The organism is Deltaproteobacteria bacterium (assembly GCA_016931625.1).
Taxonomy (GTDB): Bacteria; Myxococcota; XYA12-FULL-58-9; order XYA12-FULL-58-9; family JAFGEK01; genus JAFGEK01.
Genome location: JAFGEK010000106.1, coordinates 1 through 15,309, shown reverse-complemented (window position 1 = coordinate 15,309; position 15,309 = coordinate 1). Strand labels below are relative to the sequence as shown.

Below are 15,309 nucleotides of genomic sequence, written 5' to 3'. Positions count from 1 at the left end.
TACGTGTACTTTTTGTAAATTATCTTGATATTTCAACTAACTATAAACGGTTAATCGGCCTGAGCAATTTTTGAACGCGCACCCCACTTAGTGATGGTTAACAACTAACTTTCGCACGACAAGATTTAAGAATGGGCACCAGAGGTAAAAAAGGAGTTTTAAGATGGTAACTGATCCAACTCAAGCAGCAGGTACTCAACCAACATCCAATGTTAGTACAAATTTTGGCAAAGGATATGAAAAACAAGGTTGGTGGATTTCAATTAAAAAAACAAATGAAAAATTTTATGCTCCTTTTGATTTATACGATAACATAATACCTGATATAAAAGGATCTAGACAATTTACTGCCGAGCTAAGTGAATATGAAGTAAGTGCATATGTAAACGATTACAGGAAAACAAGAGAATTAATAGCTAAATATGAACTGAATGATAATTCGGCTGTCAACTCAGGAGCATCGTTAATTTTTGATCCACGGCTAGCTGAAGTTGCTGAAAAAACAGTTGAATTAAAATATATTCTTAAATCAGTATTAGATGATAATTTTGGATATAGAGCTGCCGAACTATCGGTTAAAGACTTTAATAAGGATATTTTACCTAGTGAAAAGACGGAATTAAATGCTTTATGTAATCATGAGGGCATTTTAGTAGCAAGATACAGTGCTGCTGTACATAGAACCCTTGCGCAAGCAAAATTTAGCAATCTACCTCCAAAACACAAAGTCTTATTAAAAGCTTTAAATGGTGATGTGACTTGTATTAAAAAGATAGAAAAGTTGAGTAATAAAAGCATTTATAAATATGCTTTTGATATGTATAGTCAAATCGTTATTTCAAATAGTAACCAAGGTTACTCTGAGTTTCAAAATGGGTTGTACAGTGATCACTCTGTTCATGATGATTATAATTATAAAAATACCTATCACATAAGTCCAACAGATACAGCCACTAAAAAAATTGAAATACCAGCGCCAAAAAAACAAAAATAATTATAACTTATCCCTAATACAAAAGCGCCCACAAAGCTTAAGATTACCTTATGGGCGCTAGTTAAAATAGCTTGACCAATAGACTGGGTATTATTTAGTCATCGTGAACATTGTTTCTTAAAAGTAGTTGTAAACACAAGAAAGTACGATCTTTTTTATTTAGTGGATACAGAGCCTCAAAATAAAAAAGTGCACTAAATACAACAGACTATTGACAATATGGCGCTCGTAGATAAGATGCGCCCCCTTGTATTGATCGGCCTTTTGTTTTTTAACGCGGACGTCTATACGAAAGAGAGCATATTATGAAACGTACTTTTCAACCTCATAACCGTCGACGTAAACGCGTACATGGGTTTCGTAAGCGCATGTCTACTTCAAGTGGTCGTAATGTTATTAGGCGTCGTCGTGCAAAAGGGCGCAAACGCTTAACGGTTCGCGCCAGTGGTAAATAAGCGTTTGCTTTCAGTTGGTTATAAAGTAAAAATCCTTTAATCTAATGCGGTATTTTAAACCGCTCTCGCTTACGCGTCGGGCCGACTTTATTCGTGTACAAACACAAGGCCATCGGTGGCGCAGTAACCGAGTGGTACTTCTAATTGATCCTGGTGTATGTGCAAAAGTGAGAGTTGGTTATACAGTAAGTCGGCGGGTAGGCAATGCGGTGGTACGCAATCGTATTCGACGACAATTACGTGAAATAGTACGTTTGCATCAAGAAACACTAGTACAGGGTTGGGATTATGTATTAGTAGCCACACCACGTGCGGTTGCATCGGATTACAGCATTTTAGAAAAAGAGGTTGTATTTCTGTTGGATGCCGCGTGCAGTGAGGTAAAACTTAAGGTCTTTTAACTTAAGCAAGTAAATCATGAAGATTATGCGTTGGGTATTAATAGCGCTTATTTATATTTACCGTTATACGCTCGCATATATTATTGGTGGTCGTTGTCGATTTTATCCTTCATGTTCTCAATATGCGATTAATGCAATTGAGCGGCATGGGGTATGGCATGGCAGTTATTTGATGTTACGGCGTATTAGTCGTTGCCATCCGTGGCATCCTGGTGGATATGACCCAGTGCCAAATAAGTCGAGATGTAAACACGATTATATTTAGTATAAATAGTAAAAGTATCGGAGTTTTTTTATGGATGAGCAACGAAGAGTCATGTTAGCAATAGTACTGACGCTGGGGATTTTCTTTGGTTGGCAGGCGTTAGTGAAGATTATACATCCGCCACCACCAGCTAAGCCCGATAGCGTTGCTGCTACAAATAGTCACATCGTATCAAATGCTACGGGTCCGTCTGCTAATGCTGTTGAAAATTCAGCTAGTTCGGTTAAAGCAGATGCAATTACTAAAGCTCCTGCAAATGTTGAAGTAGCTTCAGTTGCCCCAACACTAGCGAAAGAAACCGTAGCCCCATTTTCTACAGAATTTTTTAGTGGAGAAATTGGCGATCGCGGTGGTTTAAACAAGTTATTACTACATAAATACCATGAAGTTCGCAGTAAGGGCGCAGAAGTTGAACCAGTTTCGTTAGTAACAGCAGAAATTGATGGTGCTCAAAGGCAAGCACAAGTCACTATTAAAATTGGTGATAAAGCAATACCGCTAAGTTTTATTGAACGGGGACCAGAAAAATTTGTTTTGTCAGGCACCTTTCAAGCGGTGCAAGCGACTTTGACTATAATAGTGCAGCCTGACCAATATGGCATAAGTTACGATTTACAAATTGAGAATAAGGGCGAAAGCCAAGTTTATGTGGGTAGTGAAATAGTAATGGGTTTAGCTCCTAATGCTATGGCAGAAACGCCAAGTATGTTTGTTCCAGCCGCTGATATGATTTCTGGCTTGTGTTATAATGAAGAGTCAGTTCAACGTTATAATACTCAAGATCTTGAAGACGAAAATCCTTCTTTTAACAACTCGGCTTGGGCTGGTTTAGATCGGCAATATTTTGTAGTCGCGGTAATACCCCAGGGTAGCGCTGGTAAATGCCGAGTAAATATTGATAAAGCAAATCTGTTAGTTAACTATGATCTTGGTGGGGTAAATTTAGCACCCACAAAGAACTGGAATAGACAATTTGTTCTTTATCTTGGTCCCAAACGCGAAGCTGATTTGAAGGCAGTCAATCCCGCTTTATCTCAAGTAATCGATTATAACATTTGGGGTATTCCCTTAGGTTTTTTAGCCCGCCCCATGGTATTGGTGCTTAATGTGTTTTATGGATTAACCGGTAGTTGGGGTATAGCCATTATTTTACTGACCTTTTTAGTAAAAGCGCTACTGTTTCCAGTTACTTATAAAAGCGTTGTTTCAATGCGACGGATGTCTTTAATTCGACCAGAGATTGAAAAACTTAAAGAGCGCTATGGTAAAGATCGCGAGCGTATGCAGCTCGAGCAAGTTAAGTTGTTTAGAGAAAAGGGGATAAATCCTTTAGGTGGCTGTTTACCGATGTTGCTGCAAATGCCTGTTTGGTTTGCGCTTTATCGAACGCTATGGACGGCAGTCGATCTATATCAACAAAAATTCTTATGGCTTGATAATCTTACGGCTAAAGAAAGTTTTCCATTTTTATCTATAGCTTTTGGATTATTAACGGTTTTACAGCAGAAATTGACTCCAACAACTATAGATTCAAAGCAGGCTAAAATGATGATGTATGTCATGCCTGTAGTTTTTGCGTTCTTTATGATTGGCCTTCCCAGCGGATTAGTGCTTTACATCGTGGTGAACAGTATCTTGACGATTATACAACAGCTAGTTATCAACAGACGCAAAGTAACTTTATAAAAAATTGCCCCTTGAAAATGGATGCTAGGGCGAAAAACATCCGGGAGATCCCGTAATATGGCCCGTTATGAGTTTGAAGGGAGAAGCGCTGCTGAGGCAGCAATTAAAGCATGCGAAGAACTTGGTATTACCAGGTCGGCATTGCGTTATGATGTCGTATCTGAAAATGGTTCTGGCATCGAGAAAAGCGTACTTATCTCGGTAGAGCATGACCCAACGACAGCTCAAGCTGCGGTAGGTGCCTTTGAGCGTAATGCTGAAGGTGACGATTATCGTCATCAAGGTTATAGCGATAATTATCAATATGGTAATGATCGTGATGAAGAGCGACCATATTCACGTGGTTATAATAACAGAGGTCGCTATGGTCGAACTGATAGACACAACAGTCGTAATTTTCGCGGTGGTCGAAATTTTTATAGTGACCGTGGTGACCGTGCTGATTATGGTGGTCGTGGCGGTCGAAGTGCTAGGGGTCGCAGTGATCGTGATGGTATGCCCACACGCCGCATGTCGATTCCACAAGAAGCTGATGATGCATTTGAGGCATTGCTTAATCTTGACGAATTCCCAAATAACGGCATTGAGCGTGGCGAACTAACAGGTGATATTTCGCCCATAGCAATTCAAGCTAAGACTATGCTTAACGGTGTACTTGAACGTATGAAATTCGCTGCCTGCGGCATCGTAGTACAAGATGATGCGCAAGAAATACATTTAGATATTCGTGGCGATGAAGCTAAACGAGTTATTGGAAATAAAGGTGAGCCCTTACTTTCTTTACAGTTTTTAATTAATCGGATGGTGGCGCGCGAAAACGAGCGAGAACCAGTAGTAGTTTTAGACGTTGCAGGTTATCGTGAGCGTCGTCGAGCAGCTTTAGCTGATTTAGCCCGTAAACTAGCACAAAGAGCGGTGGCAGAACGCAAAATAGTAAAGCTTAGTCCTATGTCTGCACACGATCGTAGGGTCTTCCACTTAACACTTACTCCTGAAATGGGTGTGACAACACAATCAGAGGGCGAGGGTTTATTCCGACGTTTACTTATAATTCCCCTTGAGTTTGCGAATAGAAATAACTCGGATTAAGCCTACCTAAAGTATCATGGTTGATTATAAAGACACTTTACATTTGCCGAGTACAGATTTTGCGATGCGCGCCAATCTTGCGCAAAAAGAGCCGGCGCAGTTATCAGTATGGCGCGATAAAAAGCTTTATGAAGCTATTAACCAAGCTAATACACAAAACCCCTTATTTGTGCTGCATGATGGTCCTCCATATGCCAACGGACATTTGCACCACGGCCATATTCTTAATAAGATTCTTAAAGACATGGTGGTTAAAGACCGTACCATGTCTGGCTATCGTGTGCCCTATGTTCCTGGTTGGGATTGCCATGGTCTGCCTATCGAAGTGCAAGTTGATAAAGAGTTGGGTTCTAAAAAGGGTGGCATGTCTAAAGTTGAATTACGCCAAGCATGCCGAGCTTATGCTGAGCGTTTTGTTCAAATTCAACGTGAAGAGTTTGAACGCTTAGGCGTTTTTGGTCGGTGGCAAGAACCGTATTTGACTATGAGTTTTGCCTATGAAGCCGCCACATTACGTGAACTTGCCAGAATAGTCGATCAAGGTTTGGTTTATAAGGGGTTACGTCCAGTCAATTGGTGCTCAACGCATCAAACGGCATTAGCCGAGGCTGAAATTGAATATGAGGATCACAAATCACCTTCGGTTTACGTAGCTTTTGCTATCAAAGGACAACTAGCAAAATGTGATCAAGCCGCTGATTTAGTAATTTGGACCACTACCCCGTGGACTTTACCTGCCAATTTGGCGATCGCTGTTCATGCAGATTACGATTATATAGCTTATCCGGCTAAGGGTCGAGTACGAATTGTGGCTACGGATTTATTGGCTAGTTTTCTTGCCGCGGTTGGCGAGCCGGAATTTGCGGCCAATAAAGTGATAGCAACTTACAAAGGCCGTGAGCTTGAAAACATTATTTACCAACACCCTTTGGTTGAGCGAGAAAATCGGGTGCTGCTTGGTGAACATGTAACTTTAGAGACAGGTACCGGCTTGGTGCATATTGCTCCAGGTCATGGTGCTGAAGATTTTGATTTAGGTCGCCGCTATGGTCTTGAGATTTTAAGTCCCGTTGATGCACGAGGTGAATTTACTGAGCAATGTGGTATTGCAGAGCTAGTTCATAAAAATGTATTTGCCTGTAATACGTTGATCGCTGAAAAACTCGCATCACATGGGGCATTGCTAAATTCTCAAGGTGAACAGGTATCACATCGCTATGCGCATTGCTGGCGCTGTCATCGTCCGATTATTACTCGAGCTACCGAGCAATGGTGGGTAGCTATTGATAAACCATATGCCAATGGACCGAGTTTACGTGAACGGGCGCTCGCAAGTTTAAAAGAGGTTAAGTGGATCCCGAATTGGGGTGAAGACCGTATTCGCGGCATGCTAGCCACGCGACCTGACTGGTGTTTATCACGACAGCGCATGTGGGGGGTACCAATTGCAGTAGTCTATTGTGAAGACTGTGGTGAGCCGGTACTTGATGGTGAGCGTATGCGTCAAGTAGCAACGTATTTTGAACAAGAAGGAGCTGATGCTTGGTTTTTACATAGTGTTGAAGAACTTATGGGACCTTTGCAATGCACTAAATGTAAAGGCAAACGCTTTCGTAAAGAACAAGACATTCTCGATGTGTGGTTTGACTCTGGTGTTTCTTTTGCAGCAGTTATTGAGCGCGAAGGTATGGGTCAACAAAGCGGTGCATCGGTTGATTTGTATCTTGAAGGTTCAGATCAACACCGCGGTTGGTTTCATTCATCGCTTTTATGCGCTTTGGCTACGCGTGAGCAACCACCATATAAGTCGGTTTTAACCCATGGTTTTGTTGTTGATGGTAATGGTAAAAAAATATCAAAGAGTAAAGGTAATTTTACCGATCCCTTTAAAGCTATCGCGCGTAATGGTGCTGAAATTTTGCGTTTATGGGTAGCAGCCGAAGATTATCGCGAGGATATTCGTCTCTCTGACGAAATATTAACTCGATTAACTGATACCTATCGTAAAGTACGTAATACATTTCGTTATTTATTGGGTAATCTTTTTGATTTCGATCCCAATAAAGATTTGCTCTCTGCCGATAAATTGCTTGAGGTTGACCGCTATGCGCTTGGTATCAGCTTTAGTGCTATAGAACGAATGCGTAATGGTTATGAACGTTATGAATTCCATCAGGTGGTTCATACTTTGAATGAGTTGTGTATTGTAGATTTATCAGCGTTCTATCTTGATATATTAAAAGATAGATTATACGCATCGGGTAAAAATTCAAGAGAACGACATTCAGCACAGACAGTATTATATATATTAGCTCGTGATTTACTACGAGTTGCAGCACCATTATTATCTTTTACCTGTGAAGAAGCGTGGGCGCAGTTGCCGCGTTTAGTCGGTGATGCAGATAGTGTACATCTAAACAAGCATCCAGGTGTAGATGAGCCAAAGTTCATGGCCATGATGCGCCAACAGATCAGTGCAGGACAATCTAAAATAGATACTAAATATAATTATGCGCGCGAGCTTCGTCGTCAGGTTAATGCTTTGCTTGAAGATGAGCGCAAAAACAAACGTCTGGGTTCATCAATAGAAGCTCGTGTATGCATAAGTGGTCCGCTAGAAATGCACCAGAAATTAGGTAGTATTGATAAATTGGCTTTGGCTGATTTATTTATCGTCTCTGAAGTTGAATTTACTGGTGAGAGTGAACAAATAAAAATCACTATTGAACGCGCACGTGGAACAAAATGCCCACGTTGTTGGTTATATCGAGAAGACATTGGTAAAGATGCAGCGCATCCTGAACTTTGCGCTCGCTGTACCGACGCTTTAGTGAATTAATAAAAATTACTTTAACCGTAGAAGCGGTTTAGGGCTCATCCTAACTTTGGAATTATTATGAAACATATGCAGGCTGCGGCATTTTCATGGTGGGGCTATTGGAAAAAATTTATCGTAATTGTGGCTTCAGTGGTATTTTGTGATCAAGTTACTAAATATTGGGCAATAGCAAAACTCACCAACTCCTTTGGCACAAATTCAGATAATTTAGCCTTCACTAATAAGCTATCATTATTTCTATTTAATAAGCATCCTATTGGTGATAATACCGTAGTTTGGTTAGACAATTTTTGGCGGTTTAATTATGTTGAAAATACCGGTGCCGCTTTTAGTTTTTTAGCTAATGCTAGTATTGCAGGATTTAGAACTCATTTATTATTACTAATAGCCTTGGTCGCAATGGTATTTATTATTGTATACTATCGTCGCGTAGGTAAAAATTCAACCTTGCTTAGTTTCGCATTAATGCTAGTTTTTAGTGGTGCGTTAGGTAATTTTCTTGATCGAGTACGATTAGGCTATGTGATCGATTTTATTGTGTGGCATTGGTATAACAAAGCACAATGGCCTACATTTAATATTGCTGATGCTGCCATAACTATTGGTGTGGGCTTAATGCTTTTAGATACAGTATTAGCACCAAAAAGAAATAAAGCTGTACGACTTGAACATGTGAAGTGATTAACAAACCAACTAACCAACAATAACTATGTATCCCGTTTTAGTGCAAACCAAACTCTTCGGCTTGCTTTCTACTGAGTGGACAATTCATACCTATGGTGTGTTTATTGCGGCGGGGTTTTTATTAGCTCTTTTTTTAGCTTCACGTAGGGCCAAGCTTGAAGGAGAGGATTACCAGCGTTTTATTGATCTTGGTTTTTATGTATTGCTTGTTGGTTTTATTGGTGGTCGTTTACTTTTTATGGTTGCTAATTTGCCATTATATATAGAACATCCAATTCGATTAATTAAAATTTGGTACGGTGGTTTTGTTTGGTACGGTAGTTTTATCAGTGCTGCTTTATTTATATTTTATTATAGTCGTAAGCATCGTATTCCATTTTTTAAGTATGCCGATATTATAATACCCTACATGGCATTGGCTCATGCTATTGGGCGTATTGGTTGTTTTGCAGCGGGTTGTTGTTATGGTGCACCGACACAGATGCCATGGGGTGTATCATTTCCTATTGGTTCGCTAGTTCATCAAGCCCAACAAAGTACTGGATTAATAAAATATACAGATTCTCCTCTGCCAGTTCATCCAACCCAGCTATATGAAAGTTTGGTAGAATTTGCTCTATTTGTTTTATTAATATTTTGGCGACAGCGTAAAATGTATGAAGGACAATTATTAGTAGTTTGGCTGCTATTTTATGGAATATTGCGAGCCGTGATAGAGCAATTTCGTGGCGATAATGAGCGTGGTGTATTTATTCTTTCTACTTCACAGTATGTAGCTATCATTATGATAGCTATAGCAATTATTTTGCATTCACATCTGCAGCGACAGCAACGGCAGGTTGCTGCGATGGCAAAGTCTCCTGAGTGAAACCTGGCCTGCGACCAATTAAAACCCCTATGTTAACCATGGTAGTAAGTTGTTTACTAATTGCAGTTTTTAGTAGTCTCCGAGTCATGGTTAGATTTTCATGACTGTTACCGAGTAATAATGGCACCAAACGAGTGCTGTATAGTTCGTCAAGATGTGCATCAGGTTCAACTATAAGGTTGAATTGACTACTGATAGTTTTTATTTCTATGGCGCCAACTCGTTCAGCTAGATTTTGCCAATCCTCTAAAGTCGGTAGATGCACTCGTGCTGCTAGGCGTTGACTGAGAATAGACATGGTGTGTTCATCATCGTTTACAAGTTCGGCTTGTGCAACAGCTTGAGCAAGTTCAAGCAAGCTGTGAGGCAAAACAAAACTCAAAGCAATAGTGCCATTAGGTCGCAGTACTCGCATAACTTGGGTAAGTACAGAGCGGCTTTCAGGTAGATCACCTAAAGGTAGTGCGGCATAAACCAGATCGAAAGTGGCATCAGCAAAAGGCAAACGAGTTAACTCTTCACGGCGAGAAAAAAATCTATTTCCAATCAGACCAGGAGCAAGGGCGGATTTTGCATGAGTATGTAAGCGCTCTAAAGTTAAATTTTCATCACCTAAAGCTACAAGACGCGAATTAGGTACCAGGCGATTAGCTAGTTCAAAAGCTACTAATCCATCGCCACATACGAAATCGAGAACATTAATTGGGTCGTTAATTGCAGGTAAAACTGAGAGTAGTGCCTGGGCAAATTTTAAATCATATCGCTCAAGGGCACGACGCTCGTTGGGATCGATGATATAATCAAGATTAATATCAACTTCAGTATTTGCTGCGACCATAACTTGAGTATAAATGAGTAAATAGCAAGCTAGTTTTAAAGCTCTGCTTCATTATTATTACTTAAGAGAGTAACTTTAGATGGTTGGTTACGGTCATTATTTGTCGGCTCCATTTTACAGCTTCCTTCAAAAATTACCCCTTTGGCAATCATTAATTGTGGGGTAGTGACATTGCCGCGTAATTTGCCAGGAGCATGAATTTCGACAACTTGCTTGGCAATGATATCACCAATAACTTCGCCATTAATTACAACGCTGCCAATTTCAAGGTCAGCTTCGACCCTAGCACCAGGCCCAATAACCAGGACATTGTCGGTTTTAATTTGACCCTTAAAATTTCCGTCAATGCGTACAGTGCCTTCAAAGACGAGTTTGCCTTCAAAAGAGCTTTCTGGCCCAAGAATGGTATGTACGTCATTGATATCAACTTCAGAAATGGTACCGATTTCTTCGCGTTTTAAAACCGCCATGGGCTCTCCTAAATCTAGTCTCTGGTCTTTTACTCGAATATCATGGCTGAGCGATGGGATCTAGAAAATGTCTAAGAAAAAATGTTTTAAATTCAATTGTTGGTTTGCAAATGTAGCATTTGATTAGTTTTAATTTAAATCGAATAGTTCATAACTTCCTATATTTACGAAATTAATTGCGATAATCAATCTAGATCTAAAGCAGTGAAGAAACTGAGTAAAGCACAACCGGCTCTTTTTTCCCTTTTACCTTAACCGGAGGCAATTCTTGCGCCACCAATTGGTTGTAACAGGGCATAAATGTCGACTGTGAAACTAGCAAAGGTGTGCCAGTGACTTTAGTTTGGCTTTCGATACGTTGCGCTAGATTTACCATATCACCGATTACCGTGTATTCAAGGCGTCTTTCATGTCCTAAGTTACCAGCAACGACTGGACCAGTATTGATACCAATGCCAATTTTTAGAGTAAATTGTCCACGATCTTGGCGGCGTTGGTTTAAGCGATCTAAAGCTTCGAGCATTTCTAAGCCGGTTTTAATAGCGCGTAACTCGGGATCTGGTTGGTCAATGGGTACATTATAAATAGCCATAATCGCATCGCCGATAAATTTGTTTATGAAGCCGTCATATTTAAAAATGATTTCAACCATTTCGGTGAAATACTCATTTAACATAGCAACAACTTCAACTGGTGTGAGTTGTTCTGATAAGGTCGTAAAGCTACGAATATCTGAGAACAGCACTACGGCTTTGCGAGTTTCACCACGAAGATTAATCGCACCTTCTTGAAAGCGTTTATATACTTGTGGTGAGACATAGCGTGAAAAAGCGTCTTTAAGTTGCTCGCGTTCTTTTAGTCCACGCACCATAAAGTTATAGGTGTTAGCAAGAACACCAATTTCATCTTTACGGTGTAAAGCGACTTCGTGACTAAGATTGCCCTCTTGTACAGCGCGCATAGCATTTGCGATATGCGTGACTGGAGTAATGACCATATGATTTAAAGCAATAATGGCGTAAATCATCAAAGCCGCAAGTGCTAAAATTAAGGCGCCAAGATTAATAAACAGGTTTCGGGTAGCTTCATCTTTAATACGAAGTAGTGAAGTGCCAACTAATAGTTTACCGGCAATAGACCCGGCGACTTTTAAAGGAAAACGATGCATACGTATGTCAGTACCCGACCAGCTATTAGTATGAGCAATTGCTACTAAAGTCTGTGATTCATCTTGATAAGTTTTTCCATGTGGAAAAACGGTTAATTTAGTATTTGCCTTACCAGCAATTACCTTAAGTTCGTTGTCGATAACTGCAACAAAGGCGAGATCGCGACTTTTACTAGTGGCAATCGAGGCTTTTAAAAGATTGCGTAGATAACGACCAAATTGCTCACTATGGATTTCGTAATTGGCTAGCTCAGGAATAATAGCCCCAGCTAATAATCGCGCGACGGTTTCATTATGCCGCAGCGCTTCATCGCGTTGGCGCAACCGTTGGCTAACAATGTTGGCAGTATTAAGGGCGGCAAAAATGATACCAATGATGAGAATTAACCCAATAGTGAGCTTGAGCCGCAAGCTCATCCCAGTTTTATGTTCATGCATTACGGGGGCAGCCATTAGTACTATCAAGGCTACCATGAGTTAGAGTTGAAAGCATAAAATATGCTTAACGACTTCAATCTTAGTGTAGTTTAACATGGGCAATCGTTAATGATGTTTTATAGCTATATAGTTTTAGAGATTGGTGGCTTTCCTACTGAGTCATTAAGCTCTGGTTTAAACCCAGAAGGTCTTAATGAATATTTGGCTCAACGAGCGCGTTGGTGTATTGGTGGTGTGCAAATTGGCAAATGGTTATGGCGTAATACTAAGTCAATTAGAGCTAAATTTTCAGCAGTATTATATGCTTTAAGTTGGGGTTACTCAGCGTTAATGACCCTTTTATGGTATATTGTGACTCTAACTTATATGTTAACCGGATTTCTTTTAATACCAGCGCAAACAATAGAAGTATTAGCATATTTTTTACCATTTAGTATTATACGCCTAGGTTTTGCGTGGACAAATCGTCATACACGATTGCCTTTTGTTACAGATATCTTAGAGGTAATTGCTGCTCCCACAGTAATCATTTCAACAGTTATGACTATGTTTGGTAAAAAAGTACCCAATTTTGTTGTTACCCAAAAGAGCATTACTAATAAAAACATAACAATTCATTGGCGTATTGTTATATTTTACTCAGTGCTATTTATTACTTTGCTAGTTTTGCTTATCTATCGCACGGTCAATTGTTTTGCTACTAGCTGTGCGCAATATATTGTCTTTATATATTACTTAACGGTATCTCAGCTCATTGTTCTGCTAAGTATAATTGTCGCGGCAATCGAACGTCCCCGCCTTAGAGCAAGTGAGCGTTATCTCGTTAATGCTTAGGTTAAGATACAAAACCAAGATGCAACTGCTGTGCACCAGCTTTTAAATATTTCTGAAGGAGGATGTAAAGTTGATGCTGGTAAGATGCTAAAGCTAAACGAAAAGGTTGCTGTTACATTGCCAATGATCAAGAGTTACTTTTTAAATATACAATCAATGATGTAATCATAAATAATAATACAAAAAGTCGTATCTCTACCACTTTAACTAAAAACGGTAATCACAAAATAAAGATGACCGTGTCAGATCCATTAGAAAATCTTAGCGACGCAATTGAAAAAAACATATGGGTATTTAATACGAAGTATAAGCTATATTCAGATGCACATCAGCTTGAAAAAGCGGGCAATAAATATCGATTTGTTATTAGCAAACAAGAAAATTTTTGCATTCCAGCGACCAGTTTACCCAAATCATGGCTATATAGATCACTTGTGGTTTACCTGTATTCAACCAAGTTGTATCAATCAGAAAATCAATCTAGTGGTATTAATCTCTTTTTTAATGGTGAAAATATAGAGATATCTAAAAATAATAATATAAAATATTTTGTCGGCTACCCAAACGACAAAGATTTATTTTTTAGCAGGTCGAGCTTAATAGCTACAATCCCAGAAAAGACACGATATATAATTAGCCATAATGATTCAATCGATTTACCAATACTAAAACAAACTATAGAGAATTGTCGACGCCATAAGAATACCCAAGTAATAAACAGCGTAGCGATAATAAAATATATAACTACAGCTGGAGGAAATATTATTAGAAAAAAAACATACCAGCATATTAGCTGGGTAGCGTTCATTACCCCCATTAGTGTTTTAGTTAGACCTTCAGCAATAAGACGCGTATCAATTATAGCACGTTTGACAAATTCTGCAGATGCACGACTAAGGAAAAAAGCATAACGATAGCTAAGAATTTCTTGTAAAAAATCGCGTCTGATAGATAAACAGAGATGACCACCCAAACGAGTTAACATAAAGTCGCGTAAGACTTTTAATAAATATGAAACTGAAATGAGCCCAGATAGTAATATTGCTATATATTTTACCCGGGACGAATCGTTTTTTATAAAGATTTCATCATAGATAATCTTCCAAATATAAGCAGCGGCTGCTAAAGCTATCGCCATAAGCATTGACACAATAAACAGTGCCAGAATCCATATTTTTTGCTTTAGCAAATAATAAGAAAATTTCTTCATATTTTATTCAATTATTTAAGAAGCTTTGCTGGCGGGAGGATTTTTTATGCCACTAGCAGCTTGTAGATATGAGTAATATCGTGTCCCATTTACATATAGTGTATTGTGGTTACCTTGTTCAGCTACACTACCTTTCTCAAAAAAAATTATATTATCTACACGAGCAGGATAAGAAAAGCATAGATTAGTAACATTTAAGCCAATTTTTAAATCGTTAATTATGATACCGGTTTTACTTTCTCTTTCAAGATTTAAGAACGGTATTATTTTTTTAAACGTATGTCTTAAAAAATAGCAGTTAGAGAAAGCTTCAAACAAAGCAGTAAGCGGAATAATCACGATACCTGCATACATTAAATGAAGAAAAATTTCGATAGTAGTAATATTACCTGCCTGTAGTCCGAAATATCCGAGCACAAAGATCACCACAGTAGCTAATCGTGTTGGCATTGAGGTCGAGGCATTAAAAAGTGATTCAAATAATCCGGCTTTTGCAATGCTGTCATTTTCATTTTGCGAGAGCATACATACTTGTTTAAGATATCGAGAATATAATCTCGAACATTTAATTTCTTTTATACTCGAAAAATTTCGAAGCAACTTTCAAATGTTCGATCACGTCTTTGTAAGACTTCTTCAGTATGTTGTCGGGCTTTGTTTTTTAATGCAAGCGCCAACAGAAAGTGAAAAATAATAAGAACGCAGAATAGCCAGAAAATGTTTTATGGTAATACAATCAAAATAAAACCCATTATTATTAAAAGCTGTAACGCTGAAAAGAATAAACGAAGATAACTTGAAAATAGTTCAGCAAATTTTTCCATATCATTACCCACTAGCGTATAAAGTCTACTAGTGGTGTTTTTCACAAAAAAGGCGTAAGGGTAATCAAGAAAGCCATCCATTGCCATTAGTCGTAAATTACGCGAAATTTTGGTCTGGATTGTAATGACACCAACGTTAAGAATAATGTTTAACACTATCGCTAGTATACATATAAGCGCAATACCACCGAGAAGTAACTTCTCAAAAAGTCTGGGCGAAACAAAGAATGTCATTTCGACTGCAAG

The 15,309-nt window shown here is 39.0% G+C and carries 16 protein-coding genes; 10 read left to right on the top strand and 6 right to left on the bottom strand.

What is annotated here, in order from left to right:
* Positions 1-163: 163 nt before the first annotated feature.
* From JW841_09645 to lgt, 9 genes are all read left to right on the top strand, one after another.
* A complete protein-coding gene (locus JW841_09645) occupies positions 164-994 on the top strand; it encodes a hypothetical protein (GenBank protein MBN1961199.1) in 831 nt (276 codons plus the stop codon).
* A gap of 305 nt (positions 995-1,299) precedes the next feature.
* Positions 1,300-1,449: a 50S ribosomal protein L34 gene (rpmH, locus tag JW841_09640; protein ID MBN1961198.1), complete on the top strand. Its 150-nt coding sequence runs from the start codon at positions 1,300-1,302 to the stop codon at positions 1,447-1,449.
* A gap of 44 nt (positions 1,450-1,493) precedes the next feature.
* A complete protein-coding gene (gene rnpA, locus JW841_09635) occupies positions 1,494-1,850 on the top strand; it encodes a ribonuclease P protein component (protein ID MBN1961197.1) in 357 nt (118 codons plus the stop codon).
* A 25-nt stretch (positions 1,851-1,875) separates the two neighbouring features.
* Complete coding sequence (yidD, locus tag JW841_09630; protein ID MBN1961196.1) at positions 1,876-2,115, top strand: membrane protein insertion efficiency factor YidD; 240 nt, start codon at positions 1,876-1,878, stop codon at positions 2,113-2,115.
* A 30-nt stretch (positions 2,116-2,145) separates the two neighbouring features.
* Complete coding sequence (gene yidC / locus JW841_09625) at positions 2,146-3,801, top strand: membrane protein insertase YidC (GenBank protein MBN1961195.1); 1,656 nt, start codon at positions 2,146-2,148, stop codon at positions 3,799-3,801.
* A gap of 57 nt (positions 3,802-3,858) precedes the next feature.
* A complete protein-coding gene (locus JW841_09620; GenBank protein MBN1961194.1) occupies positions 3,859-4,890 on the top strand; it encodes a Jag N-terminal domain-containing protein in 1,032 nt (343 codons plus the stop codon).
* Positions 4,891-4,906: 16 nt separating this feature from the next.
* Positions 4,907-7,729, top strand: a complete 2,823-nt coding sequence (ileS, locus tag JW841_09615) for an isoleucine--tRNA ligase (protein ID MBN1961193.1) — start codon at positions 4,907-4,909, stop codon at positions 7,727-7,729.
* A 57-nt stretch (positions 7,730-7,786) separates the two neighbouring features.
* The gene (lspA, locus tag JW841_09610) at positions 7,787-8,410 is read left to right on the top strand and encodes a signal peptidase II (protein ID MBN1961192.1); all 624 of its coding nucleotides are present in this window, start codon (positions 7,787-7,789) and stop codon (positions 8,408-8,410) included.
* Between the two features lie 28 nt (positions 8,411-8,438).
* Positions 8,439-9,281: a prolipoprotein diacylglyceryl transferase gene (gene lgt, locus JW841_09605; GenBank protein MBN1961191.1), complete on the top strand. Its 843-nt coding sequence runs from the start codon at positions 8,439-8,441 to the stop codon at positions 9,279-9,281.
* Here lgt and JW841_09600 read toward each other — a convergent pair.
* The 3 genes from JW841_09600 to JW841_09590 form a co-directional block, all read right to left on the bottom strand.
* Positions 9,214-10,119: a methyltransferase domain-containing protein gene (locus JW841_09600; GenBank protein ID MBN1961190.1), complete on the bottom strand. Its 906-nt coding sequence runs from the start codon at positions 10,117-10,119 to the stop codon at positions 9,214-9,216. The two genes, lgt and JW841_09600, sit on opposite strands and share 68 nt — an antisense overlap.
* A gap of 35 nt (positions 10,120-10,154) precedes the next feature.
* Positions 10,155-10,589 (bottom strand): polymer-forming cytoskeletal protein, encoded by a 435-nt coding sequence (locus JW841_09595; GenBank protein MBN1961189.1) that lies wholly within the window; start codon positions 10,587-10,589, stop codon positions 10,155-10,157.
* Positions 10,590-10,785: 196 nt separating this feature from the next.
* A complete protein-coding gene (locus tag JW841_09590; protein ID MBN1961188.1) occupies positions 10,786-12,210 on the bottom strand; it encodes an adenylate/guanylate cyclase domain-containing protein in 1,425 nt (474 codons plus the stop codon).
* A 93-nt stretch (positions 12,211-12,303) separates the two neighbouring features.
* Between JW841_09590 and JW841_09585 the strand changes: the two genes are divergently transcribed.
* Positions 12,304-13,029 carry a hypothetical protein gene (locus JW841_09585; GenBank protein ID MBN1961187.1) on the top strand — a complete coding sequence of 242 codons (726 nt, stop codon included), beginning with the start codon at positions 12,304-12,306 and terminating at the stop codon, positions 13,027-13,029.
* 556 nt (positions 13,030-13,585) lie between these two features.
* Here JW841_09585 and JW841_09580 read toward each other — a convergent pair.
* The 3 genes from JW841_09580 to JW841_09570 form a co-directional block, all read right to left on the bottom strand.
* Positions 13,586-14,239 carry an ABC transporter ATP-binding protein gene (locus JW841_09580; protein MBN1961186.1) on the bottom strand — a complete coding sequence of 218 codons (654 nt, stop codon included), beginning with the start codon at positions 14,237-14,239 and terminating at the stop codon, positions 13,586-13,588.
* A 15-nt stretch (positions 14,240-14,254) separates the two neighbouring features.
* Positions 14,255-14,764: an ABC transporter ATP-binding protein/permease gene (locus JW841_09575; GenBank protein MBN1961185.1), complete on the bottom strand. Its 510-nt coding sequence runs from the start codon at positions 14,762-14,764 to the stop codon at positions 14,255-14,257.
* Between the two features lie 197 nt (positions 14,765-14,961).
* A partial coding sequence (locus JW841_09570; protein ID MBN1961184.1) for an ABC transporter ATP-binding protein occupies positions 14,962-15,309 on the bottom strand: 348 nt, incomplete at its 5' end.